This window comes from Arthrobacter sp. Leaf141, from assembly GCF_001424565.1.
Lineage (GTDB): Bacteria > Actinomycetota > Actinomycetes > Actinomycetales > Micrococcaceae > Arthrobacter.
This window is the reverse complement of the sequence record NZ_LMOL01000011.1, coordinates 41154-66280: the sequence shown is the minus strand read 5'-3', so window position 1 is coordinate 66280 and position 25127 is coordinate 41154. Positions and strand designations below refer to the sequence as shown.

Sequence of the window (25127 nt, the reverse complement as noted above, 5' to 3'; positions counted from 1 at the left end):
GGCAATGATAAGTTCGAGAGGACGCTGGGGCCTCAGAGGGCCCGTCGGTCGGGGTGGAGATGCCCCCGGACGCGCACCTGGCTGGCGTCGTGCCAGTCCCGCTGGCATTCCCGGAACGAGGTTGCGGTGCGCCGTGCAGACTTGTCGAAAACCACCCCATCAGATGCTCAATCAGTCGGGTCACGCCTGGAGCAACAAGCGTCGGGGAATCCTGCGGCCGGGATTCGGATCGGCCGGGTTTACGCCGCACTCCTGATCATCGTCTTACTGGGAGCATTGGACCACACTATTGTGGCGACCGCCTTGCCAACAGTGGTGGGGGAGTTGGACGGGGCCAATCACATGGCTTGGGTTATCACGGCCTACGCCTTGGCCATGACTGTTGCCATGCCGGTTTATGGGCGTCTCGGGGACAGATTCGGCAGGCCCGCCCTGATGATGGTCGCACTGGCAATATTCCTTGTAGCTTCTGTGCTTTGCGGCTTCGCGCAGGACATGTTCCAGTTATCCCTGTACCGCGCCATTCAAGGGCTGGGGGGTGCCGGCACGGCTGTTTTGCCGGCCGCGATCATTGCCGACCTTGTTCCACCGCGGCAGCGGCCGAAGTATCTTGGCCCCCTGGGTTCCGTGTTTGGCATTGCAACAGTTGTCAGCCCCTTACTGGGCGGCGCCATCACGGATACGGTCGGTTGGCGCTGGGTTTTCTGGATTAATTTGCCATTGGGCCTCCTCGCGCTTGCAATGGCATTTTCGCTGCGCAAACTCCACGTCGTCCGCGGAACGGGCGGAATGGACTGGGCCGGCATCATGACGATGATCCCTTTCACCTGCACTTTGGTCGGCGCGGTTGCACTCTCTACAGAATCTGATGCTCCTGCCGGAGTCGTGCCCGGTCTGTATCTGGCGGCCGCTGTATTAGGCGTTATTTTTGTGGCGGTGGAGATACGCTCGAAACATGCGCTGATACCGATGCACATGTTCAAAAGCTGGCCCGTGGTCAACGCTGCGGGGCTGGGATTGGTGATAGGTGCCGGGCTGTTCAGCGTGGTGGCCTACTTGCCAAGTTATGTCCAAATGGCCCACTCCACCTCAGCCTCCGTGGCGGGAATGATCCTGCTGCCCCTGGTTCTGGGAATGATGCTCTCCAGCAACCTGAGCGGCTGGATCGTCACCCGTACCGGAAGATATAAGGTTTTTCCGCTTGCCGGTTCTGCCCTGGCCACCGCAGTCGCGCTCTGTCTTCGGTTCCTTCCGCCCGGAACGCCGCTGCCCGTAGTCGGGGTGCTGCTCGCCCTGTTGGGTTTGGCAGTGGGCAGTTTTATGCAGCTCACGGTGGTTGCTGCCCAGAATGCCATGCCGCATTCCGTGGTTGGAGGAGTCACCGCTTCACTAGGATATCTACGGGAACTCGGTGTCACGGTAGGAACTGCCGCTTTAGGCGGACTTTTCGCAGCATCGCTCGCGCAGGCGACGGCCAACAACAGCCTGGGTCTTCCCGCTACGACCCTTACCGACCCCCACTTAGTCCAGGAGCTTCCTGACGCTTTGCAGGCGGGGGTGGCAGACATTTACTCGGGGGCATTCCTCCCCACCTTCGCGGTGCTCGCCGGTATCTTCGCTGTGGGAGTGCTGCTGTCCGTCTTCATGCCGGAGCAGCGTCTTTCGGAAAAGACGACGCACGCCGAGTAGCGGACATCCCGAAACTCCTTGGGGAGCCAAGCTTCTGTCCGGCTCCCCAAGGTGTTCCATCAGGAACAACTACTTCCGGTAGGCCATCAGCCGCACCGGGCCCTGCAGGCCAGCCGGCAGCGTGTCGGCCTCAGGTTCGAAAACGTGGGCGCCCGGGCGTGCCGCCACACCAGCAGCCGCGGCGTCTCCAATGAGCCTGTTGGCCCAGGAGTTGGTGACCGCTATCTCCAGCAGGTTCTCGCCGTTTCTAGCAGCACCGGTGACGTCCACGCTGAAGGGTGGCGTCCAGAGCACGCCCAGGTCCCGCCCGTTGAGGCGGACTTCCGCAAGGTCGTGAACGTCGCGAATTTCCAGGACCAGCCGGTCCGTGGACCCGTTCCCAAGCTGGTCGAGCTGGAAAGTGTGGCTGTACGTGGCTGTTCCGGAGAAGTGTTTTACATCCGTTGGGTAGTCCGAAGGGAGGGGGCCGCTCCAGGGTTCTGCCGCAGTCAAGGTGAGTGGCGAAGGGGACTGGGAATCGCCGTCGAACTCCACATACCAGGGTCCGTCCAGCTCCTGCCCATGCACGGAAATCTCCGGCAGCTCAGGAACTTCCGGCTGTTCAGGGCCCGGAGTCTGATGGGAGTGCTCGTGTCCGAGCAGGACAAATAGGGAACCAAAGGCATCAAGTTCTATGCCGAGGGCCGTTTCCTCGGTTTCCCCGGTGATGATCGAAGCATATTCGCGGCTGGCACTCACTGGATCCCATAGCTCTGCCGTCGTGGTTTTGACACGAAATGTTGCGCGGACCTTCTCCGGCCGGTCGAGCTGGTTACTGATGAAGTACAGATCGCCTTCGTCAAGGCGGCGATGGATCACCGCAAAGTTTGAGCCATCGGCAGCGTCCAGGACCCAGTCGGGACGGGCCTTCATCCTGGCCATGGCGACCGTAAGCCCGCCAGATGCCGGCACTCCTTCCAAGTCCAGAAGGCGTGGCCGTTGCCGGTTCCAAAGGGCATCGACGGCGGCGGTCCAAGCGTCCATGTCGTCCCCTTCGCTCGGTGAGCTCTCCGGCCGCCATCCGGCCACAGTTGCCCCGGCGTCGAGCATTTCGGTGATGCGCTGGACTGCGGCCAGCGTCATCCGGTGGCTGGAACCGCCCAAGTAAAGGAGTCGGTAGGTTACCCCACCGGTACTAAGCAGATGACCGGCTGGCGTAATTGAGATGTGGTTCAACAAGCCATCAAGATTGACGAAATCGAACCCGTATCCTTCAGGGACCTCGGGGGCTGAATCACCGAACACACCGGTCACCGGGGCTTCTTCGCCGTAGAAGTATGCGATGTCCGCGGCGTGCGTTCCTTGCTGAAGCAGGTGGCTGCAGCGTGCGATGTAGTCCATCCATGGCCGGGCAGCGTGGGCCCAGGTCTCGTTTCGGGTGAAGGCCTGGCCCAGGTAGGGCGAGAGGGTCACACCTGGTTTGGGGGCTGCGTCCGGCTGATGGGGAGAGGTATGAATGTTCAGGAGGTTGACGCCCAGGGCGAATTCCATGTCCACGACGGGCTTGAGGTTTCTGGGGGTGAACATATATGGCTTGCCGAACGCGCTCATGGATTCAGCTCCCACAGCTGCTTTTCCATAGATGTTGGCTACGGAGGAGGCGCCGCGCAGATCCGCAACGTACGTTGGTTGGGGCCCGTTGTCCGGTTCGTAGCACCACATCGCTCCCATGGGGACGGCGGCGTGGGAGCGCATCTCGAGGTCGTCGCCCAGCTGTGGGCGGTGGTCCTCCAACGCCTCGGCGTAATAGCCCATTCCCCGTGCGCGTGCGATTCGGGCGATGGTCCCGTAATGCTTCTCCGCCAGAAGCTCTGCGATGGTGCGCCGGAAATCCCACAGGAACGCGTCGCTGCGTTGGGCGCCGCCCACTAAAACGCCACTGACCACGGGCAGCCATGGGAGAAGATCGTAGCCGCGCCGGCTGGCGAACTCCTCCCGCATCGCAGTTGTCCAGTTCTGCGGCCCGGACTCAATGCTGTCACTGAGCAGGGCCGTCACCCCCTTGGAGCCGACGAGTTCCTGGCCCAGGGCATCGTCAAAAAAGCCAAGGTACTGCTCGATATATTCGGCGACCAGTCCGGCGTCGAGCTTGTCTACTTCCAGGCCTGTGGCGTCCGCGGGAGCCGGCCCGTTCAGGTGTCCGGTGAGGGAGTACCCGAAGCGAATGACTGTCCAGTCACCTTGCTGCGGCTCCCAGTCCAGAGTCCCGTCCGGCTGAAGCCGGTCACTCAGATCAATGATGTCCTCAGGCTGGACTGCGGCCAGCTCCTCCGAGGGGCCACCCTCGATGGCATAGAAGTCCGGGACAGGTGCAAAGCCGGCCTTCTCTTCTGCCCGGTTGACCTGGGGACCCGGGAAGAGTTGTAGTCCGGACAGTTTGAAGAGAGGGTTTTGCCCCTCCGGGGCCGGAAACCTCAGAGGTTTGACACCCGGCGCGAATGGAAAGCCGAATCCGGCACGGTCCTGAAGACGAAGCCGGAAATAGCGAGCCGTCACGGCGGGAAAAGCCGCCGAGCGGACGGGGGAAGGGGACGAGGGAAGCTCGACGATCGTCCTGAAGGTAGTACCGTCGTCGCTGGCTTCAAGCCAGGCCAAGGGAGCGGGCGAGGAGCCGAAGCCGTGCAGGGCGGGCAGGCCGGCTCGGATGGAAGCAATCGCGACGGGCTCGTCATAGTCCAACAGAACCCAAGCTGTGCCGCGCCCGTCACGATCGGCAGTATCGGCGGCAGGCAGCTCGGCGGCGGGCCAGAATCGACCGTCGGCCAGCGTATCCAAAGTGCGTTCGCCCGAGGATGGGCCACTGGCGGTAAGCCTTGCAGGGAGGACCGGATGATGGCACTCACGGTGAGGAAGCGCCACAACGGCCACCTCCTCATAGTGGTCGGGTATCTTCATTTCCGACCCACGGACGGCCTTGAACGGGACGTCCTGGAATGGCCCGGATACCGACGGCGGGACAGGTAGCGCCAAGGGTGCCCGATCGGCGGCGCTGACCTTTGTCGTGCTCCAGACGAGCTTTTTCATTCCTGCTGCGGGGCGGACCCATGGGCCTCCGGTGGCACTCCACCCGGCCGAGGTGGCGATCGACAGCTCCAAGCCCAGCCGGTCGGCAGTGTCCGTGGCACACCTCATTGCTGACTGCCAGGCGGGGGAACGGAAGGTGATTTTTTCGGCTACATATTCAGGTGTTCCCATTGAGCCGTTGAACGCCTGCACACCGGCGACTCCGGATGCGGCAAACCACTCCAGGTCCTTGACGATTCCAGCCTCATCAACGTTTCCGTCCATCCAGTGCCACCAAGCCCTGGGACGTGCACTTGCGGGTGGATCAACGAACTCTCGGAACAGCAGGGGGTCCTTGCTCGATTCTCCGTCGCGGGCATGGGGCAGGTCTGGCATCAGAGATCCTTTAGGCAGGGGCAGCTGTATTTGGTCTCACCCTAGGACTCTGGCTGGCACTTTGGGCGCAAAACGACCATGCGGAGTAAGGATGGTGGGCATAGGGGAAAACTATTTCCGCTGTCTCCGCAGGCTTCATCGAAGAACTCCCTGCAGCGACAACGTGGGGACAAAAGCCGATCATCTCCGGATGCCCTTTGCGCCCGCAGTTGGAGGGCGCAAAGGGCATTGGTCAGGAGTGGGACCGGGGCGGCCTTCTGGCCACGGAGTGTGGAGGCTTGCGTGGTTGCTTACGCGTCCAGCACCAAGCGCCGGCTCCGGCACCGTGACACACAGGTCATCATCGTCTGGTTTGCGAGTCGCTCTTCAAGGCTGAGAACTGAGTCACGGTGCTCGGGCACTCCCTCCAGCACCCGCACTTCGCAGGTCCCGCAGGTACCTTCACGGCAAGTCGACAGGATGCTGGCACCCTCCCGGTTGAGGACGTCCAGGACGTTCTCGTCCACCCCTACCATGACCGTCTTCCCGGTTCGGGACATCTGCACCTCAATGGGACGGTTCGGCAGGTGCTCCACCTTCTGGGCAGCGAAGCGCTCTACCACCAGCCGGAAATCTGCATCGTGCCTGCTAGCGGATTCCTCCAAACCTGCCAGAAGTTCGTTCGGGCCACATGCATACACGAAGGCATCTTCGGCGGGGATCCTTGACCAGATGTCATCAAGGTTGTATCGGCCGCGTTCGCTGCTTGGCCAGACGTAGACGTTTGCCGGGTGGCTCTGCAGCAGGTCTTCCAGGTAGGGCATGCGTTTCCTGTCGCGGCCAAGAAAGAGCAGGCGCCAGGGTGTGCCACGGCGCTCAGCTTCTTCGATCATGGGAAGTAGGGGAGTGATGCCAATGCCGCCGGCGACGAACAGCAGGAACTGGGCTGGCTTCAGCCGGAAGTGATTCCGGGGTCCCCGGATGCTCAGCCGGTCTCCGACCTTGACCTGGTCATGGATGAGCTTGGACCCACCTCGGCCGCTGTCTTCCTTCAAGACAGCTATCCGCAGTTCAGAGGTTCCCGTTTGACCGCACAGCGAGTACTGCCTCAAAGAGCCGTCCGGGAGTTCAAGGTCAAGGTGTGCCCCTGGTTCCCAGCGCACAGTGTCAGGACCGCTCGTCTCCAGCGTCAGCTCCACTACGTTTTCGGCCACAAGGCGGCGGGAGCTGACAGTTACGGGAAGGGCGGCAGTAGGAAGAGGGTCGATGACGGCGGCGCTGGTCCTTTCGGCGACAGGTACCGGCGTCCATTCGAGCGGCAGGGCAACCATGCCCCGGCCTTCCGAGACGACTGTGTACTCCAGCTCATCGTATGGGACACCGAGACGAAGATCCGGAAGCCGCTCGTGCAGGACTTCCAGTTCGATGCGGAGGAGGAGGCGTGCGAGCGGTGCCCCCAGGCACGCGTGAATGCCCTGGCCAAATCCCAGGTGTGGCACAGCCCAGTCGCGGTCGAAGTTGATCTTGTCCGCTTGGCTGAACTTTGTTGTGTCACGGGATCCGGCGGCGTATGCAAGAAAGACTGTTTCGCCGGCCTTCAGCTGTGTTCCACCGAGGGTAACGTCCTTTGTCACCAACCTCTTCATACCAGTGATGGCTGACTCGTAGCGGAACAGTTCCTCAAGGGCTTCAGCTCGCGAAGTGTCATCCTTCTGCGCGGACGAGTAACGGTGTTGGTCAGCCAGGAGGTGTGAGAGGCCCATGCAGATCAGGTTCGACGATGTTTCGTGGCCTGCCAGCATCAGCCCCGGGAACATTGACAACATTTCGAAGTCCGTCATCTCAACGGCTCCCGACTCCCGCTCATTCCATATGTGGCTGATCAGGTCGTCCCGGCGGTTGTGCTTGCGCTCGTCCATGACCTCCAGGATGTAGTCGTGCAGGTCGAGCAGAAGCTTCGCTTTCTCGTCGGGCGTTCCCGAGTGGTAGATGTCCCGGGGGCCCATAAAGAAGCCAAGGGCTGCGCCTATCCATTCGGACCGTTCGGAGTCAAGGCCCACAACGTGTGCGATGACCTTCAGCGGCAACGGCAGGGCGAAGGACAGCTTCAACTCCGTCCGGCCGTCCTCAGCGAAACCATCGACCATGAGGTGAGCCTGTTCGCGGATCCAGCCCTCGTACCTGGCCAGCTTCCGGGGCATAAAGAAGCTGTTGACGCTTGACCGCAGGCGGTCGTGGTCCGGGTTGTCCAGCCCCAGCAGCGTTCCCCTGCTGGGTACCCGGCCCTCGAATTGCTCACGCCAGGGGGAGGGGACAGTCCCTACAGTGGGCTGGGAGGAGAAGGTTTCGGGGTCGTGGAGCGCTTGGACGATGTCGTCGTACCGCGTGACTACCCGGCTTTCGAAGGTTTCCGAATGGGGTAGTCCTTGGGTCGTCCGCGCTTCAGCCAGGTCTTCGAAGAGCTTCTGCGGGTTGAGGAAGGGACAGCCACTGTCGATGGGCCGGGTAACAGTCATTGGATCTCCAACATAATTGAGAGTCCCGCCAGAAGGCGCGCAGGCGGGACGAAACAGTGTGCGTTTTCGTCTGCTTGCCCGATGCCCGTGGGCATCGGGGGGGATTATTCACCATGGCCTGTATGCCATGTGCCCTCACCCCGCCTGAATAGCACAAGCATAACGGCCACGATAGGAGTCACTACCCACTCCCGCTATTAGAAGGGCTGATACCTGGTATGGAATGGGACAGTAAGCACCATCACTTCCGTGAATGGAGGCCATAAGCAAAGTCGCGTGGACGGCGCGGAGGAACTTCGATCTACTGGAATTCATAAGAGGTGGATGGCCAAGGGCCTCCGCCGGAGCCACGAGGGCTTAGCGTTTCCGAGAGGTCGCCCCTCGACAAAGATGTCTGAAAGGTACCCCGTGTCACAGTTTTCGATCAGCCGCCGTGGGTGGCTGTCTGCCGCTGCCACCGCTGTTGCAGCTTCCGTTGTATTGACCGGTTGCGCCGGCGGTTCAAGTTCGACCGAGCCAACGGGCGCCGAGCCGCAAACGATTCGATTTTCGTTTTCCACTGCCAACCCCACGGATACGTTCATTCAGGACACAGCAGCAGCCTTTGAGAAGGCCAACCCCGGAGTCAAGGTCGAACTGGTCAAGCTGCCGGCGGAAACTCTTCCCCAGACAGTTACAACCCAGCTGCAGGGTGGCACCGCCACCGACGTCATCAGTGTTTTCTCCGGCCAGGGGCAGGTAGGCGCCATGGCTGGTTTCGCCAAAGCTGGACTGCTCCTTGAACTCAACGATCAGGAGTTCAGCGAAGCACTGCCGGACAGCATTGAAAAACTCTTCCAGTATGAGGACAAGCTCTACGCCGTTCCACTGTCTTCGATGCCCGCCGGCCTGATCTTCAATCAGGCCAAGGCCAAGGAACTGGGCGTGCAGCTGGACAACACCTCGACGTTTGATGATGTCCTCGAGCAGTGCAAGGTTGCCCGCGACAAGGGCGTCTCCCTGACCGCTCTTGCGGGCACTGTTCCGGCCAACCCAGGGATTTTGGCGATGACCCTGGCAAGCTCCACGGTTTATGGTCCGAATCCCGCTTGGAATGAAGACCGGGCCGCTGGCAAGACCACTTTTTCCGAGGAAAAAGGTTGGCAGCAAGCCCTCACGGGTGTGAAGGAGATGTTCGATTCAGGGTGCTTCCAGGACGGTGCTGCCGGTGCGGGCTTCGACGTGATCATCGGGTCGGTCGGGCAGGGTAAAGCCCTCGGCTTTTTTGCTCCCGGCGGAGCAGCCAAGAGCATCGCCGATGGGTCTAAGGGCGCTGTGAACCCAGTCGTCCTTCCAATGCCTGGCCCTGACGCTACCGAGACGTACCTTGGCACCACGGCTGAGCTTGCCCTCGCCGGCAACGCAAAGACTAAGAGCCCGAAGCTGGTAAAGGAGTTCTTGAAGTACTTCAGCGAAAAAGAAGGCGCCGAGATGGTCGCGAAGGGCCAGGGTACGCTGCCGGTCAACCTTGGTGATTACCCGCTCCCCGCCAGCTACGAACCCATTGCAGATCTGTACAAGGAGGACAAGGTACGTCCGCTGGGACAGACCGAATGGCCCTCCGCCAAGGTTTACGACAGCCTCGGCAAGGGTGTTACTGCCATGATCACGGGACAGAAATCGGCCGAAGATGTCCTGAAGGACATGGACTCCGCCTGGGGCAACTAACGAATGAGTGCCGGCCGGTTACCAAACTGGCCGGCACCGCCTTCCCTTCAGCCACATATAAGGAACCACGACAGTGACTATTACCAATGGCCGGATCATCCCGCCAGGGACTGACAACAAAGAACCCACTCCGGCGCCCTCCCGGCGCCCTCCCGGGATTGGCTTCGGCCGCTGGTGGTGGGCACTCCCGGCCGTCGCCCTCACGCTCGTCGTCACCTACATGGCAACAGCCTTCGGAGCATTCTTCGCGTTCACTGACTGGACGGGACTGGGTGACTTCAACTTCGTCGGCTTCGACAACTTCATCCAGGTACTTCAGGATCCGACGCTTGTGGGCTCCGTTCGAAACACCCTGTTTCTTGCGGCCGGGTTCGTGGTCTTCACAAACATGCTTGGCCTCCTCTTCGCCCTGGCACTGAACAGGACGCTCAAGACACGTTTCGTTCTGCGCGCACTGATCTTCATGCCGGTAGTGCTCAGCTCCGTAGCTGTCTCCTTCGTCTGGAAATTCATCTTTGCCTTCGACGGACCCCTCAACCAGTTCCTGGAAGCTGTCGGACTGGGAAACCTGAAGCAGGACTGGCTGGCAAACCCCTCATTGGCGCTCTGGTGCATCCTGGCCGTAATGGTCTGGCAAAGCATCGGATTCGTCATGGTCATTTATCTTGCCGGTCTCGCCACGGTGCCCATGGAACTGGAAGAAGCAGCAGCCCTGGACGGTGCCGGTATGTGGCAGATATTCCGAAGCATTGTCTTGCCGACCATCCAGCCGTCGGTGGCCATAGCGACCGTCCTCACCCTGATTCAGGGGTTGTCCGTCTTTGACCAGGTCCTCACGCTGACCGGAGGCGGCCCAGCGGACGCTACACAGACACTCGCGTCCCAGGTCTACTCCCAGACCTTCGTCTACGGGGCATTCGGTTTAGGTGCGGCCGCAGCTCTTATCCTCACCGTTTTCATCCTGATCCTCGCACTTATCCAGCAATTTATTGTGCGCGACCGCGCCAACAACGGAGACTGAAATGCATCGCTACACGAAGTGGTCGCTCGCCAGGGAAATCCTGGTGGTAATTGCCGCCATCATATTGCTGCTTCCATTTTGGATCCTGATCAGCACCTCACTCAAAACCACGGAGGAGGTGCTCACCAGCTCCGCCTTTGCCCCGCCATCGGCTCCCACCTTTGACAATTTCATCCAACTGCTCTCGCCAACGGGTAGCCAGTCCGGCAACGTCTACCAAGGCCTGTCCAGCAGCCTTCTCATCACCATCGGAACCGTGCTGGTGCTCATCGCTCTGTCATCGGCTGCAGCCTATGTCTTCGCACGAAGCACCCGGAAACTGTCCAACAACGTCTTCAGGATTTTCCTCATAGCCATCGTCCTGCCCACCCAACTCGGGGTCCTTCCCCTGTACATCGGTGCACGAAGCCTCGGCCTAATTGGCAACCCGTGGGGCATGATCATCATCTACACGGCCATGACCATGCCCCTGGCGGTGTTCATTTATTCTGGCTTCTTCAGGCGGCTGCCCAGGGATTACGAAGAGGCGGCCACCATTGATGGGGCGAGCCGTTTCCAGATTTTCTCGCGCGTCATCTTCCCGCTGATGGCACCAGCAACAGGGACGGTGGCCATCCTGGCAGGGCTCCTCGTCTGGAATGACTTCTTCACGGCAGTGATCTTCCTGAACGGCTCGCCGTACATGACACTTCCGGTGGTGGTCTACAACTACGTCGGAAGCCTCGTCTCGCAGTGGAATTTGAGCTTCGCCGTGGTCCTCATCGCCATGGCTCCCGTGCTTGCCTTCTACGTATTTGCTCAGAAGAAGCTCATGCAGGGATACGCCGGCGGTATCAAGAGCTAACCCCACTCAAGACTCCAAATACCGGGACCTGCCGTTGGTACCGCGCTTCACGTTCGGCCACGGTCTTAGCTATACGACCTTTAGCTATGGTCCGCTCCGGGTGGAAACAGCAGATTTGCAGCTGGCCGCAGTGCGCGACGGAGCGACAATTCGCCTCGAGGTCCCGCTGTCCAACACCGGAGACCGCTTCGGCTACGAGGTGACACTTGTTTTCAACCGTGACCGGGTGAAACCTCTCGTGTATTCGAAACATTGAACGAAATCCGCCGACAGATCACGGCAAAAGGAAAGGTTGCAGTATGAGAACAGAAGCACAGGCCACGAGCATCGTCAGGTCGGCAATCGGGTTGGAGGGCCAGCGCAGAGCGGATCTCGGCAATGGGACATACATCAATCCCGTCTTTGCCGGAGACCACCCCGACCCGGCAATTCTTCGCGACGGCGACGACTACTACCTGACGTTCTCCTCCTTCGAATCCACACCCGGGCTTGTCATCTGGCACTCGCTTGACCTGCTCAACTGGAAACCAGTTGGTCCAGCTCTGCCGGAGCCCATTGGAAACGTCTTTGCAGTCGACATGTGCAAAGTCGATGGCCGGTACTTTATCTACGTCCCGATCATTGCAACAGCAGCTTCGCCCGATCCGTCGGCACCGCCGCAAATCTACGTGATCCATGCTGAAAGCATGGAGGGCCCGTGGAGTGAACCGATCAACCTCGGGATATCCGGGCATATCGATCCCGGGCACGTGGTGGGAGAAGATGGGCGCCGATACCTTTTCCTGAGTGGCGTCAGCCGTGTACGGCTGAGCGCCGACGGTCTTGCCACAGACGGTCCTGTGGAGCATGTGTACGACGGTTGGCGTTACCCAGATGACTGGGTTACCGAGGCCTATGCCCTCGAAGGACCTAAGCTCAGCCACCGAGCAGATTGGTTTTACCTCACGACGGCGGTCGGCGGCACTTCGGGTCCCCCCACAGGGCATATGGTCACCGTCGCCCGCTCACGATCAGTTCATGGACCGTGGGAGGATTGCCCGGCTAACCCGATCATCCGCACCTGGGACGCCAACGAGCCGTGGTGGAGCAAGGGCCACGCGACCTTGTTTGAAGGGCCAAACGGACAGTGGTGGAGCGTCTACCACGGATACGAAAACAGCTTCACGACCCTGGGCCGGCAGACGCTCCTGGAGCCCATCGAATGGGACGATGACGGGTGGCCCCGGGCAGCCGGAGGTGACCTCTCAAGGCCTTTGCCTGCGCCTACTGAACCGACGGGGGAGCGGTCCCACGGGATTCCCCTATCGGACGACTTCACCGAGGATCGCTTTGGAATCCAGTGGTCCTTCCACGCCCCGTCAAAGGACGAGGATCTCCGTGCGTCGCTGGACGGTGGGCTCGTTCTTCAGGCTCGCGGAACCAGCCCCTCGGACAGCTCTCCCCTGACCTGCATCGTGGGCGACCGGCGCTATGAGATCAGCGTGGAGGTAGAACTACTAGGCGGCGCACAAGGCGGATTGCTGCTCTACTACAGTGACCGCTTGTTCTGCGGTATGGGGCACGACGGTGACCGCATGACAAGCTACAGGGCAGGCCGGCCAATTCCGTATTGGCGCGAACCCGCGCCTTCTACGAATGTCCTGCATCTTCGAATCGTGAACGACGGAAACATTGTGACTCAGTACTACAGTCCCGATGGAATTAACTGGACCAGACATGGTCTGCGTTTCAACGTGACCGGATACAACACGAACACAGCCGATGAGCTCCTCAGCCTTCGTCCGGCCCTGTTCGCGACGGGCAAGGGGCAGGCGCGCTTCCGCAACTTCCAGTACCGCGCGCTAGATGACTGACGTTCTCACCGCAAGGGCAGGCCACGGGCAGGACTGGCATAGGGATATAAGAGTTGAGGCGTTCCACAACTTACACGGCACATGGCAAAAAACTTGACCTGCGATTGCACACTCGAATCGCAGGCCACCTTGCTCATCTAGCTGTATGTGAGAATCGATACCCATGACGACAACGACCGCGCCGCGCGCGAAGTCTGGGTCCACGCCATCGACCTCGACAATGGCGCCTCCTTCAAGGACATCCCCGCCCCTGTGCTCACCCGGTTGCTCCAAGACATCACCGGCGCATGGGCCTCGCGTGGAACGGACAAGGACCTGATCGGCAGGGTCAATGACCACGCGGAACTGTCCTTCGGCGACATGGAGGCACGTACACCAGTGCATATTTCCGGATCCCTTGCGGACCTGGCCTGCTGGGCCACCGGACGGGGGACAGCGGGCGTCACCGCCAGCCAAAACGGCAGCATAATCGCCGTGACCCCCGTTGCACCTACATGGATATAGGCAGCCAATCATGCCCCTCCGCCGTGGCAGTGCCGAGCTGGAACGGTCGCGGCAGGTTCAGGCAAACTCAGGCTTCCTGCCCACGGTGATGGACAGTTCGGCCGCGCTTTCGGGTGAGAGGGTCTTTTTCCGTCCTTTGTAGGCTCCGCGCTGCTTGGCCAAGGCGATTCCTTCCCTTTGGCGTTCCCTGATGAGGGAACGTTCGAATTCGGCGAAGGCACCCATGACGGAGAGCATGAGGTTGGCCATGGGGGAGTCCTCGCCTGTGAAGAACAGGCTCTCTTTGACGAACTCCACCTGCACGCCCCGGCGGGTGAGGTCTTGGACCAGAGCACGGAGGTCATCGAGGTTGCGGGCGAGCCGGTCCATGCTGTGTACGACGACGATGTCTCCGTCGCGAGCGAACCGCAGGAGTTCCGTGAGCTGCGGTCTTGTTATGTCCCTGCCGGAGGCCTTGTCCGTGAAGACACGGTCAAGAACCTGTCCTTCGAGCTGTCGCTTCTCGTTCTGGTCCAGGGTGCTTACCCGCACGTATCCGATTCGTTGTCCAGCCACCTGAGCCTCCCTATAGTCGACCTGTCAGGTTGAGTTCTAGGACCGGCTGCGTACGATGTCAAGGTTGCAGGGGATCTGGACTTCCTCGCTTGGGTAACGCTGGGAGGGCTAGCGGATAGGGTGCCTCACTTGTGGGACGACATGAGGCACCCCGCAGGCTACCCGCGGTAGTAGGACGGCGCGTGCTGGCCTAGGCGGTGTTCCATGACGTCGACGGCATCCACGAACGCGGTCAGGCCGTATTCCACGGCGCCGTGCTTTGCCTGGATGTCCCAGACTTCTGCGACGCGGTAGCCCTGCGTTCCGTGAAAGACGAACCGACCGGTAACGGGAGCGAATTCAGAGTATTCGGCATCCCATTCCTCACCATCGTCTCCGATATAGCGGACAAACACTTTCGGCGTAGCGTATTCGCTCACTTAGCCTCCCTCATGCGGGTGGATTCAACGTGGCGATCCTAAACACTCGCCATCTTAGGCAGCTTTGCCGGGAGCCTTCGTGAACCCCTGTCAGCGTCAGCTTTACATAACTCCGCTGTCAGCACCGGTTCTGCCCAGCCTCACAGGGAATCCTCAGGTTCACCGGCACATAATGGACCAAAGCTCCGGTCAACCGCTATTTGACTGGAGCTTCGCCAATTGCGGGCCGGACGTGCGGGGTTGAGCCCACGGCCGAAACACGCGGATTTGCTGCGGTTGACGCAATCGTGAAGAGTCGTCTAAGGGGTCGCCGGAAGCCATCGGGGAGCCCCTCTCAGCTCCAGCTTTACATAACGTCGGTTATCGGCTTTTTAGTGGGACGAATAAAAGTAGATGAGATAACTCCTCCCAGGCGTGAAAGAGATGGGTGCAGCGGGCAAAACGGGGGAGTACGTCGCCAGACGTTCAGCTTTGAACTAGTCGTCTCCTGCTCCGTCCGGATCGCGCGAACTACATCGACGCGGTCGGCGGATCAACTAGATGTCGAGATGCAGGTCTCGGTTGCGTCCGTAGCTTTTTGCAAACTGCTCGATGTACGGGCGGTGCCATGGAATCGGATATACAGTCGCCACAGTTAACCCCGAGCGTTGTATGAGGAGGCTCCGCAGCGGTGCTTTCGCGGACGCAGGGATCTCGATCCTGAAAGCATCCGTTGTGCGCTTGGCAGGCTTGCCCGCCTTTCCTCGGTTCTTGATACGCTCAACGATCCAGTTTCGTTCCGTTTTTGGCTCAGTGGCCAAGGGAATGCTTGTTGTGCCGACGCCTGGATCTACAAGAGGGCTCAAGAGAAATGAGCCGCGTTGAATTCGTAGGCGTTCGGTGACATCAGGTGCCTGATACCACCAGACCTTGTCGCCGAGGGAACTACTGACAGTTGCGGACGGCCCCTCGTAGTTCCGTGCATCCAGGGGCGTGATCCAGTTCTTTTCGTGGGGTTTTAAGACTCCGAAAAGAGAACCGGGCATCCCGTCCCCGTCCTCCGGTCGTTCCGGGTCGGCGAACGCGGCCATCCATAGCGCAATGAGTGGATCAGTGGACACATCCAACAGCGGGGTTGCGGCGCCATAATGTTGCAGGTGCGCGAGCAAGGCAAGGTCGGGCAGCTTCGCTCCGTTATACTCGTGAAGCCCAATTGCACGAGCAGTCCTCAATAGGTGGGCGGTCGCTTCTGAGGCAGTTGTTTCCGTCGATGGATGTGAAGACGACAAGACACGGCTGTGCATTCCCGGGATCAATCCGTAGGCGGCATTGGCTTGTCCCCGCCATAACCAGACTTCCTGAAACGTCGTGTGAAGCCACATTGCCGTCGACACAATGTCGCGGGCGATTTGTTCCGGTGTCCCATAGGCGGACTTCCACGTAAGCATTGATTCATCCTATGTGCTTAGTCGCCGCGTCTGGCCCCTGATTCAGGGCAAAATCGCAGTTCAGCACTGATTTAGGGGAGGTTCAGCAGGTTTTTCCCGCAGCCTCGCGATGTGCACCAACCGCACTTAGAGTCATTGCTAGTTGACATAATATTCGTTATCGGCATGCTGACCAAGGTCGTGCACCGGAGACGGGCTTTTCAAACCGGGCAACCCCTGCAGCCCCCCGCCGTAGCACTCAGACACACAGCGCAACGAGTCAGACGCACACGTAACCTGTTGAGATGCCTCGCTTCGCGCTTGATATAGACTCCGTCGCCCGTCCCGTCCGCGCTCAAGCGCTCCTGGACGCGGTCAACAACCGGGTTGTCATCGCCGATGGCGCGATGGGCACCATGCTGCAGGGCCGGGACCTCTTACTCGAGGATGACTTCCAGGGCCTCGAAGGCTGCAACGAGATCCTCAACGACACCCGACCGGACGTCCTCGCCGACATCCACGACGCCTACTTCGCCACCGGCATCGACGCCGTGGAAACCAACACCTTCGGCGCCAACTGGTCCAACCTCTCCGACTACGGCATCGATGACCGCATCGAGGAACTGGCAAACAAAGGCGCCAGGATCGCCCGCGAACGCGCAGAGGCAGCGGAAGCAACAGACGGCCGGATGCGCTGGGTCCTGGGCTCCATGGGCCCCGGCACCAAGCTCCCCAGCCTGGGCCACACCGCCTACGAACACCTCAAGCAGACCTTCGCCCTTCAGGCAGAGGGCCTCATCGACGGCGGCGCGGACGCGTTCCTCATCGAAACCAGCCAGGACCTCCTGCAGACCAAAGCCGCCGTCAACGGCTGCAAACAGGCCATCGTCGCCAAGGGAATCCGCCTCCCCATCTTCGTCGAAGTGACGGTCGAGACCACCGGCACCATGCTCATGGGCTCCGAGATCGGCGCCGCGCTCACCGCCCTTGAACCGCTCGGTGTCGACGCCATCGGCCTGAACTGCGCCACCGGCCCGGACGAGATGAGCGAGCACCTCCGCCACCTCTCCAAACAGTCCACCGTCGCCATCGCCTGCATGCCCAACGCCGGCCTGCCCGTCCTCGGCCCCAACGGCGCGCACTACCCGCTTTCGCCCGCCGAACTCGCCACCGCGCACGAACAGTTCGTCCGCGAATTCGGCCTCGGCCTGGTGGGCGGCTGCTGCGGTACGACGCCGGAACACATGGCCGCCGTCGTCGAACGCCTTGCGCCCTTCCGCAAGCAGGAGACGAAAGCCAGTAAGGGCCCCGCCCGGACCCCCACCGAGCGCGAAGCCGGCATTGCTTCCCTCTACCACCACGTGAACTTCGACCAGGAATCCGCCTACCTGGCCATCGGTGAGCGCACCAACGCCAACGGTTCCAAGGCGTTCCGCCAGGCGATGCTCGAAGAGCGCTGGGACGACTGCGTGGACATCGCCCGCGAACAGGTCCGCGTCGGCGCGCACCTCCTGGACGTCTGCATCGACTACGTGGGGCGCGACGGCGTCGCGGACATCAAGGAGGTCGTCTCCCGTTTCGCGTCGGCCTCCACCCTCCCGCTGGTCATCGACTCCACTGAACCTCCCGTGCTGCAGGCCGGCCTCGAACTCATCGGCGGCCGCCCGGTGGTCAACTCCGTCAACTACGAGGACGGCGACGGCCCCAACAGCCGCTTCGCCCGCATCATGCCACTGGTCAAGGAACACGGCACCGCAGTGATTGCACTGACCATCGACGAACAGGGCCAGGCCCGCACCACCGACGGCAAGGTGGCCATCGCCTCCCGCCTGGTGGACTCCCTGGTGGGCGAGTGGAGCATGCGCGTCGAGGACATCATTGTGGATGCGCTGACCTTCCCTGTGGCCACCGGCCAGGAGGAAACCCGCCGCGACGGCATCGAAACCATCGAGGCCATCCGCCAGATCAGCACCAAATACCCCGGCATCAACACCACCCTCGGCGTCTCCAATGTCTCCTTCGGCCTCAACCCGGCCGCGCGCATGGTGCTGAACTCCGTGTTCCTGCATGAAGCCGTCCAGGCCGGCCTCACCAGCGGCATCATCGACGCCGCGAAGATCGTCCCGCTCGCGTCCCTCCCGGAGGAACAGCGCAAAGTCGCCCTGGACCTGGTCTACGACCGCCGCGAATACGACGACGACGGCAACGTCACGTACGATCCGCTGGCCATCATGCTGGACTTGTTTGCCGGCGTCGACACCGCGGCGCTGAAGGACCAGCGCGCCGCCGAACTCGCCGCGCTACCCACCGGCGAACGCCTGCAGCGCCGTATCGTCGACGGCGAAGGCAAGGGCCTGGAAGCGGACCTGGACCTGGCCCGCAGCGAAGGCATGTCCCCGCTGGCCATCATCAACGACCAGCTCCTTGAAGGCATGAAAGTGGTGGGTGAGCGCTTCGGTGCCGGCGAGATGCAGCTGCCGTTTGTGCTGCAGTCCGCCGAGGTGATGAAAAACGCCGTGGCCCTCCTGGAGCCGCACATGGAGAAGTCGGACTCCTCCGGCAAGGGCACCATGGTGATCGCCACCGTCCGCGGCGACGTGCACGACATCGGCAAGAATCTGGTGGACATCATCCTCACTAACAACGGCTACAAAGTCATCAACATCGGCATCAAGCAGGGCATCGCCGAGATCATGGCCGCCGCCGAGGAACACAACGCGGACGTGATTGGCATGTCCGGGCTGCTGGTGAAATCCACCGTGGTGATGAAGGAAAACCTCGCCGAACTCCAGTCCCGCGGCCTGGCCAGGAAGTGGCCCATCATCCTGGGCGGCGCCGCCCTGACCCGTGCCTACGTGGAGCAGGACCTCGCCGAGCAGTTCGAAGGCACCGTCCGCTACGCCAAGGACGCCTTCGAGGGCCTGGCGTTGATGGAACCGCTGGTGCGGGTGGCCCGCGGCGCCGACCCGGCCGCCGTCGGCCTCCCGCCGCTCAAGAAGCGCATCCACAACAGCGGCCCCAGGTTCACCGTGACCGAGCCCGAAGCCATGCCCGGCCGGTCCGACGTCGTAGCTGACAACGCTGTTCCCGCGCCGCCGTTCTGGGGCACCCGCATTGTGCGCGGCGTGGCCCTGGATGACTACGCCAGCTTCCTGGACGAGCGGGCCACCTTCATGGGCCAGTGGGGCCTCAAGCCCGGCCGCGGCGAGGACGGCGCCTCCTACGAGGAACTGGTGGAACGCGAGGGCAGGCCGCGCCTGCGCTACTGGCTGGACCGCATCCTGGGCGAGGGCATGCTGGACGCCTCCGTGGCCTACGGCTACTTCCCCGTGTTCACCGAAGGCGAGGACGTGGTGGTGCTGCATCACGGGGAAGACCGCGACGGCGTCCTCGGCACGCCGGGGCTCCTCGCCCCGGACGGTGGCTCGGGCGGCCCGATCGGCACCGAGCGCCTGCGGTTCACCTTCCCGCGCCAGCGCCGCGACCGGCACCTGTGCCTGGCGGACTTTGTCCGCTCCCGCGAGTCGGGCCAGATCGACGTGCTGCCGGTGCAGTTGGTCACCGCCGGCTCGAAGATCGAGGAGTTCACCTCCAAGATGTTCGCCGCCAACGCCTACCGCGACTACTACGAGCTCAACGGGCTGGTTATGCAGTTGACCGAATCGCTCGCGGAGTTCTGGCACTCCCGGATCCGCAAGGAGCTGGGGTTCGCCGCCGAGGAACCCAAGGACAAGGCAGGCCTGTTCAAACTCGACTACCGCGGCGCCCGGTTCTCGCTGGGCTACCCGGCGTGTCCGGACATGGAGGACCGCCGCAAGGTGGTGGAGCTCCTCAAGCCCGAGCGGATGGGTGTGGTCCTCAGCGACGAGCTGATGTTGCACCCGGAGCAGTCCACCGACGCGTTTGTGTTCCACCACCCGGAGGCCAAGTACTTCAAGGTGTGAGTTGCAGCCGGTCCCTGGCCGGGGTGGAACGCGTCACTGCACCGTTCCCGCCCATGCTGGAGACCGGCTTCACCCGCCGGAAGGCGGCCAGCACGGCCCGGCCCACCACCACGATCCCCATGATGGTGGTGACGGCACGCAGGGTGTCCCAGCCCGCCGTCGAGGTCAGCAGCGAATACAGCAGGAAGCTGGACAGGTTGGTGCCCAGCGGCGCGCCCGGCTGGTAGGAAATCCCGGTGCCGTACCCCACCGCAAACGGCCAGAACCACAGGTTGGTCAGCAGCCCGAACAGGTACGACGCCACCACCCCGTACACCGCCAGCATCCACAGTTCCGCCTTGCCGCGCACGCCCTTGGGCAGCAGCCCGGCCCCGGCGCCCACCCACGCGCACGCAAACACCTGGAACGGTGTCCACGGACCCAGGCTGCCAGTCACCACACTCGAAACGGCAATCGTGGCGGCGCCCAGCAGCAGCCCGAACCGCGCACCAAACGCCCGCCCGGCCAGGATCAGCAGGATAAACACCGCTTCAACGCCGCCGACGCCGGTACTCGCCACCCGCACGGCTGTACCCACCGCGGCCAGGACCCCCAGCAGCGCCACCGTATGGGCGGAACGGACGGAACCGTCCAGGGCCAGGACGACGGCGACAGCGGCCACCGGGGCGATGGCCAGTGCCGCGAACGGCAGCGCCGCCGCGGCATCCTTCGGGAGGGCGGTCCCCAGCAGCGGCCAGCAGAATGCGGCGAGGGCCAGGAGGTTCGCGGCAGCGAGGACCAGCAGCTCGCCAGCGCGGGGGAGCCGGACCCGGCGCCGCCGCGGTGCTGCAGCCGCGGCGGATACCTGTGCCGCCGGGGACACCGCGGCCGGTGACGCTGCCGCCGGGACCTCCTGCGCCGTGCGTCGTGGCCGGGCCGATGCTGCGACGGGGGCCGGAGCATCTGCCGGAGTTGGGTCGGGTGCTACCGCTGGTGCTAACGCCGGTGCCGGCGCGACGCCGTCGCGCATCGGCAGGATCCGGGCAGCCAGGCTGTGGGCGAAGGGAAGATCGTGGGTGGCGATCAAGACGGCAGCCCCCTGCTCCGCTGCTGCCAGGAGCGCTGCGGCGACCGCTGCGCGGGCGGCCGGGTCCAACCCGCGGGTGGGCTCGTCGATGAGCAGGACCTCCGGCCGGTCCAGGGTCTGCAGGGCGATGGCCAGGATCCGCCGCTCACCTGCGGAGAGATCCCGCGGGTGTTCGTTGCCGTCCGGCATGGGCGCCCCGCCGCGCAGGCGGGACAGGTGCGCGGCGGCGGTGCCGGGTGCCAGGGGAGCGTCGGTTCGCCTGGCTTTCGAGATCCTCCGCTCGGCGGCGCGGAGTTCGCCGGCAACCGTGTCCCGGGTGAAAAGGTCGTCCGAGGCATCAGGTACCAGCGCCACCCGGACGTCGCGGGTCCGTCCTCCCGAGGCGGCTCCTTGCACCGGCGGTTTCGCGGTGGACCGGTCCGTTCCTTCGCCGAGCGCCAGCGCCACCAGCAGCGACGATTTCCCGGCGCCGTTGGGCCCCACCAGCGCCGTGATGGTTCCGCGATGCAGCGCCAGGTTGGCGTCGCGAACTAACGTGGCGCCCTTGCGGTGGACTGCCAGGCCGCTGGCTTCGAGGACGGGTTCCCCGGCGAAGTGCGCCGGAGCCTTGGATGGGTGGGCTGTTGTTGCGGTTTGCTCGGCTGCGACTGCCTCGGCTGCCGCGGCGGGTGGCGGGGTCCCGGGCAACAGCGCGCCGTCCGCCACCGTCCACCAGGCGTCCGCCACAACAGCGAGTGCCGCGGCCCGGTGCTCTGCCACAATCACGCAGATCCCAGCGTCCCGGGCCAGGCTGGCCAGGACAGCGATGACACGGTCCCGGGCATCCGCATCGAGATCTGCCAGGGGTTCGTCTACCAGGAGCAGGGCCGGGCCGTCCACCACGGCGGCGGCGATGGCCACCAACGTGGCTTCGCCTGCGGAAAGGGTACTGAGGTTCCGGTCCAGCAAGGCGGTAACACCCACCAGTTCCGCTGCCTCCCGGACCTGGTCTTTGGCGGCCGCCGGGGCCAGGCCGCGCAGCTCCAGGGCCAGACCGATCTCGTCCCGCACCCGGCTGGTGGCAAACGCCGCCCGCGGATTCTGCAGGACCACACCAACCTGCCGGGCCGTTTCGCGGGGCGGCACGGCGGCGCGGTCAGCCCAGCCCACCCGGACTGTACCGCTGATGCTGCCGCCATCCACATGGGACAGGAGCCCGGCGATGCCCCTGAGCACAGTCGACTTCCCGGCCCCCGTGGCACCGGTAACCACAGTCACGCCGGGCCGCGGGACAAATTCCGTGACCTCGATTCTGGTGTCACCAATGCTGAAGTGCGCATCGCGGATGGTGAGCGGCGCACCCGGGCGGGGACCGCCGTCGGGCGTGTGCCTGCGGGTGGCGCCGAAACCGCGGAGTTCCAGCGCGGCGGCAACCCTGCCGGCGTGTTCCAGGGTGCGCTCCAGGATGGGCACCAGGGCGCGCGGCCCAAACCGTTCGCCGCGGAGCCGGAAGGCCAGGCGGGCGGAGGAAACGGCGTCGGCCAGTGCCGGCAGGGCGGCCCATGCCACCACCAGCGTCCGGGCCACGCCCTGCAGCGGCCCGCGCCGGGCCAGCCGGACGAAGCCCAGGGAGATGTCCACCAGCGAATTGAGCACGCCGAAGCCCAGGATGGCGGCGGCGATGGGGAACGCCGACACCGCGGCAGCCCACAAACCCGGGCCGCTGACCGGCCCGAACACCGCCACGTGCGCAAACGGCGCTGGCAGCCTTACCGCCGGGAGGTCAAACAGGAGCGGTTCGCCCAGGCCCGCGCCGTTGAAGAGGACACGGTAGATGACCCGCGCCGCGATGAACACGGCGGCAAGAACCGCCGCTGCTCGCAACGGCGCGGGCCGGAAACTCATGCCGCGGGGGTGGCCGGTTCGCCGTCAACCGAGTACAGCAGCTCCAGGCTTTCGCCCGGCTTGACCTGCAGGGTGGCGAGGCCTTCCTGCGCGTACTCCCAGGCGCCGCCGCTGGGCTTGACCCAGATGGCCCAGTAAGCGAACGCGGCGGGCATCCCCGTGCACTCTTCCTTGTACGTGCCTTCCTTGTGCTTGATCTCCAGATCCGCGGCGGGGACGCCGTTCACCCGGCACACCAGTTCGGTGGGGTACTGGACGGTGCCCTCGGTCTTGACCTTTGCCTCCGCCAGCACCTTGGCGGCGGCCGTGGCCGCATCCGCGGGAACGCACACGGACGTGGTGGCGGCGTCCTGCTTCAGGGCACCCGAATCCACAATTACCGTGACCCCGGTGCAGGAAGCGTTGTCGGCGCTCGCCGACGCGGAGGCGCTGGCCGCGGGGGCGGAGGACGACGGCGGGGTGGCGGTCGGCGCGGAGCAGGCAGCGAGGCTGAACAGGAGACCTGCGGCGGCGAGCGAGCTCGCGGCGGCGGTGCGAAGGGTAGTCAAGGTCACGAGTCCAAGATTAGGCGTAGCCGGTCCGGAACCGGAGGCCGTTCCCTTGTGTGACGCCGGACTTTTGTCCCCGGCGCCAAACGGAAGCGGACGACGGCGGGTGGGCACCCGGAGTCGTCCGCTTCCTTGTACCAGGTGTGCTTAGAGCGCGCCCTGGGCGGCGGTTCCGACGGGAATGGGTACGAGGCGGGTGACCTCGACCGGCTTTGCCAGCAGGCCCTCCAGCGCAGCGTTAAGCCGCTGGACGGGTTCGCCGGCGCCGTGGGCGTCCAGCAGCGCCGCGCTGGTCCACTTCTCGATCATCAGGATCTGGCCGTTGGGTGATTCATGGATGGCGTAGAGCAGGCAGCCGGGCTCCTGGTGGACTTCGGCGATGGCCGGCGCCAGGGCGTCCACCACCTGCTGGTAGAAGCCTTCGTTGGGGGTGAATGCCGCAGTCACAACGATGGTCATGGGTGCTTTTCCTTTGCTGGGTGGGTTCATCCGGTGGGGGACGGGACAGGTGGGGACGGGACAATGGGGGCGTGGGCCAGGGTCAGGCGCCCAGCGGCACTGCCCCGGCATCAGAGTTCCGGCCGGCCGGTGCGAGGTTTTCGCCGGTGGTGCTGTCGAAGTAGCTGGCCTTCCCGGGCTCAGGGACCACGGTGCAGGCGTCGCCGGCCATCAGCCGGGATTGCCCGGCCTGGCGGATCCAGATGAGTTCGTCACGGTTTAGTTCCCACGTCTTGAGGTCCAGGGCGGGGTCCGGCTGGACCCCGATGAGGGTGTCCGCCCCGAGGTCCTCGATCCGCCGGACAGTGCCGGGCAGGCCCTGCCTCCCTCCGTCCACGGTGACGCTGAGGTGTTCCGGGCGAACGCCCACGGTAACGCCCCCATCGCCAAGCCGGGGTTGACCAACCCCGGGACCGTCCGGAGCCGCCAACGTCAGTCCGCCAACCACAGGCTGGCCGTCAACCACGGCAGCGGCCATCAGGTTCATGGGCGGGCTGCCGATGAACCTGGCCACATATGTGTTGGCCGGTCGGGTGTAGATCTCCTGCGGCGTGGCGTGTTGCTGGACCACGCCGTTGTGCAGGATGACGATCTGTGTGGCCATGGTCATGGCTTCCACCTGGTCATGCGTGACATAAACGAACGTCTTGCCGGTCAGGCGGTGCAGCCGGACAATTTCGCCGCGCAGTTCCGCCCGGAGTTTTGCATCCAGGTTGGACAGCGGCTCATCCAGCAGGAACATTGATGGGTTGCGGATGAGGGCCCGGGCCAATGCCACGCGCTGGCGCTGGCCGCCGGAAAGGCCGCCCGGCTTGCGGTCCGCGTACTGGTCAAGCTCCAGCATGGCGGAGACCCCGGACACCTGCTTGGCGATGTCCTTCGAGGAACCAAACACCCGCCGTGCAATGGTGCTGATGCCCGGAATGTGGTGCCAGCCCTTGAACTTGTCCAGCGCCAGCGGGAACGCGATGTTCTCCCGGACGGTCAGGTGCGGGTACAGGGCGTAGGACTGGAAAACAAAGGCGACGTCCCGCTCGCGCGGGCTCTGCCGGTTGACCCTGAGGTTATCGAAGATGACGTCCCCCGCGGTGGCGTCCGTCAGGCCCGCAATGATGCGCAGCAGGGTGGACTTGCCGGATCCGGAAGCGCCTAGCAGGACCAGGAACTCGCCGTTGTCCACCTCGGCGCTGAAGTCGTGGATCACCTTGGTGTCCCCGAACCGTTTGCTGATGTTGCGTAATGAGAGCTTTGCCATG

At 63.4% G+C, this 25127-nt stretch carries 16 protein-coding genes; 7 read left to right on the top strand and 9 right to left on the bottom strand.

The annotated features are described in order from the left end of the window. The first annotated feature begins 141 nt into the window (after positions 1–141). Complete coding sequence (locus ASF72_RS09725; protein ID WP_162242799.1) at positions 142–1689, top strand: MDR family MFS transporter; 1548 nt, start codon at positions 142–144, stop codon at positions 1687–1689. 69 nt (positions 1690–1758) lie between these two features. On the opposite strand, the gene ASF72_RS09720 is transcribed toward ASF72_RS09725, so the two are convergent. Both ASF72_RS09720 and ASF72_RS09715 read right to left on the bottom strand, forming a co-directional pair. Further along, positions 1759–5127 (bottom strand): glycosyl hydrolase, encoded by a 3369-nt coding sequence (locus ASF72_RS09720; protein WP_056598375.1) that lies wholly within the window; start codon positions 5125–5127, stop codon positions 1759–1761. A gap of 290 nt (positions 5128–5417) precedes the next feature. Next, positions 5418–7622 carry a cytochrome P450/oxidoreductase gene (locus tag ASF72_RS09715; protein ID WP_056598373.1) on the bottom strand — a complete coding sequence of 735 codons (2205 nt, stop codon included), beginning with the start codon at positions 7620–7622 and terminating at the stop codon, positions 5418–5420. 408 nt (positions 7623–8030) lie between these two features. Here ASF72_RS09715 and ASF72_RS09710 point away from each other — a divergent pair, with 408 nt between their 5' ends. From ASF72_RS09710 to ASF72_RS09690, 5 genes are all read left to right on the top strand, one after another. Continuing rightward, a complete protein-coding gene (locus ASF72_RS09710) occupies positions 8031–9329 on the top strand; it encodes an ABC transporter substrate-binding protein (protein WP_056598370.1) in 1299 nt (432 codons plus the stop codon). 73 nt (positions 9330–9402) lie between these two features. After that, positions 9403–10350: a carbohydrate ABC transporter permease gene (locus ASF72_RS09705; RefSeq protein ID WP_056598367.1), complete on the top strand. Its 948-nt coding sequence runs from the start codon at positions 9403–9405 to the stop codon at positions 10348–10350. 1 nt (position 10351) lies between these two features. After that, positions 10352–11194: a carbohydrate ABC transporter permease gene (locus ASF72_RS09700; RefSeq protein ID WP_056598364.1), complete on the top strand. Its 843-nt coding sequence runs from the start codon at positions 10352–10354 to the stop codon at positions 11192–11194. 299 nt (positions 11195–11493) lie between these two features. After that, complete coding sequence (locus ASF72_RS09695; RefSeq protein ID WP_082484191.1) at positions 11494–13047, top strand: family 43 glycosylhydrolase; 1554 nt, start codon at positions 11494–11496, stop codon at positions 13045–13047. Positions 13048–13194: 147 nt separating this feature from the next. Then, a complete protein-coding gene (locus tag ASF72_RS09690) occupies positions 13195–13551 on the top strand; it encodes a hypothetical protein (protein ID WP_056598362.1) in 357 nt (118 codons plus the stop codon). Positions 13552–13608: 57 nt separating this feature from the next. Here the strand turns inward: ASF72_RS09690 and ASF72_RS09685 are convergent, their stop codons facing one another. From ASF72_RS09685 to ASF72_RS20040, 3 genes are all read right to left on the bottom strand, one after another. Beyond that, complete coding sequence (locus ASF72_RS09685; RefSeq protein WP_235504690.1) at positions 13609–14106, bottom strand: recombinase family protein; 498 nt, start codon at positions 14104–14106, stop codon at positions 13609–13611. Between the two features lie 158 nt (positions 14107–14264). After that, positions 14265–14525, bottom strand: a complete 261-nt coding sequence (locus ASF72_RS09680) for a hypothetical protein (protein ID WP_157370954.1) — start codon at positions 14523–14525, stop codon at positions 14265–14267. Positions 14526–15061: 536 nt separating this feature from the next. Next, positions 15062–15952 (bottom strand): FRG domain-containing protein, encoded by an 891-nt coding sequence (locus ASF72_RS20040; RefSeq protein WP_082484189.1) that lies wholly within the window; start codon positions 15950–15952, stop codon positions 15062–15064. Between the two features lie 284 nt (positions 15953–16236). On the opposite strand from ASF72_RS20040, the gene metH reads away from it, so the two are divergent. Continuing rightward, positions 16237–19875, top strand: coding sequence for a methionine synthase (gene metH / locus ASF72_RS09675; protein ID WP_056598358.1), 3639 nt, complete (start codon positions 16237–16239; stop codon positions 19873–19875). On the opposite strand, the gene ASF72_RS09670 is transcribed toward metH, so the two are convergent. From ASF72_RS09670 to ASF72_RS09655, 4 genes are all read right to left on the bottom strand, one after another. Continuing rightward, entirely contained in the window at positions 19865–22825 is a 2961-nt protein-coding gene (locus ASF72_RS09670) for an ATP-binding cassette domain-containing protein (protein ID WP_056598354.1), read from the bottom strand. The two genes, metH and ASF72_RS09670, sit on opposite strands and share 11 nt — an antisense overlap. After that, entirely contained in the window at positions 22822–23379 is a 558-nt protein-coding gene (locus tag ASF72_RS09665) for a hypothetical protein (protein ID WP_056598352.1), read from the bottom strand. The genes ASF72_RS09670 and ASF72_RS09665 overlap by 4 nt, the downstream gene beginning before the upstream one ends. A gap of 141 nt (positions 23380–23520) precedes the next feature. After that, entirely contained in the window at positions 23521–23832 is a 312-nt protein-coding gene (locus tag ASF72_RS09660) for a putative quinol monooxygenase (RefSeq protein WP_056598349.1), read from the bottom strand. An 82-nt stretch (positions 23833–23914) separates the two neighbouring features. Further along, complete coding sequence (locus ASF72_RS09655; protein ID WP_056598345.1) at positions 23915–25126, bottom strand: ABC transporter ATP-binding protein; 1212 nt, start codon at positions 25124–25126, stop codon at positions 23915–23917. Position 25127: the final 1 nt, after the last annotated feature.

What these genes read in the sequence shown, in the direction of transcription:
- ASF72_RS09720 (WP_056598375.1), bottom strand. Translation starts at nt 5,127, where the DNA reads ATGCCAGACCTGCCCCATGCCCGCGACGGAGAATCGAGCAAGGACCCC.
- ASF72_RS09715 (WP_056598373.1), bottom strand. Translation starts at nt 7,622, where the DNA reads ATGACTGTTACCCGGCCCATCGACAGTGGCTGTCCCTTCCTCAACCCG.
- ASF72_RS09700 (WP_056598364.1), top strand. Translation starts at nt 10,352, where the DNA reads ATGCATCGCTACACGAAGTGGTCGCTCGCCAGGGAAATCCTGGTGGTA.
- ASF72_RS09695 (WP_082484191.1), top strand. Translation starts at nt 11,494, where the DNA reads ATGAGAACAGAAGCACAGGCCACGAGCATCGTCAGGTCGGCAATCGGG.
- ASF72_RS20040 (WP_082484189.1), bottom strand. Translation starts at nt 15,952, where the DNA reads ATGCTTACGTGGAAGTCCGCCTATGGGACACCGGAACAAATCGCCCGC.
- metH (WP_056598358.1), top strand. Translation starts at nt 16,237, where the DNA reads ATGCCTCGCTTCGCGCTTGATATAGACTCCGTCGCCCGTCCCGTCCGC.
- ASF72_RS09670 (WP_056598354.1), bottom strand. Translation starts at nt 22,825, where the DNA reads ATGAGTTTCCGGCCCGCGCCGTTGCGAGCAGCGGCGGTTCTTGCCGCC.
- ASF72_RS09660 (WP_056598349.1), bottom strand. Translation starts at nt 23,832, where the DNA reads ATGACCATCGTTGTGACTGCGGCATTCACCCCCAACGAAGGCTTCTAC.
- ASF72_RS09655 (WP_056598345.1), bottom strand. Translation starts at nt 25,126, where the DNA reads ATGGCAAAGCTCTCATTACGCAACATCAGCAAACGGTTCGGGGACACC.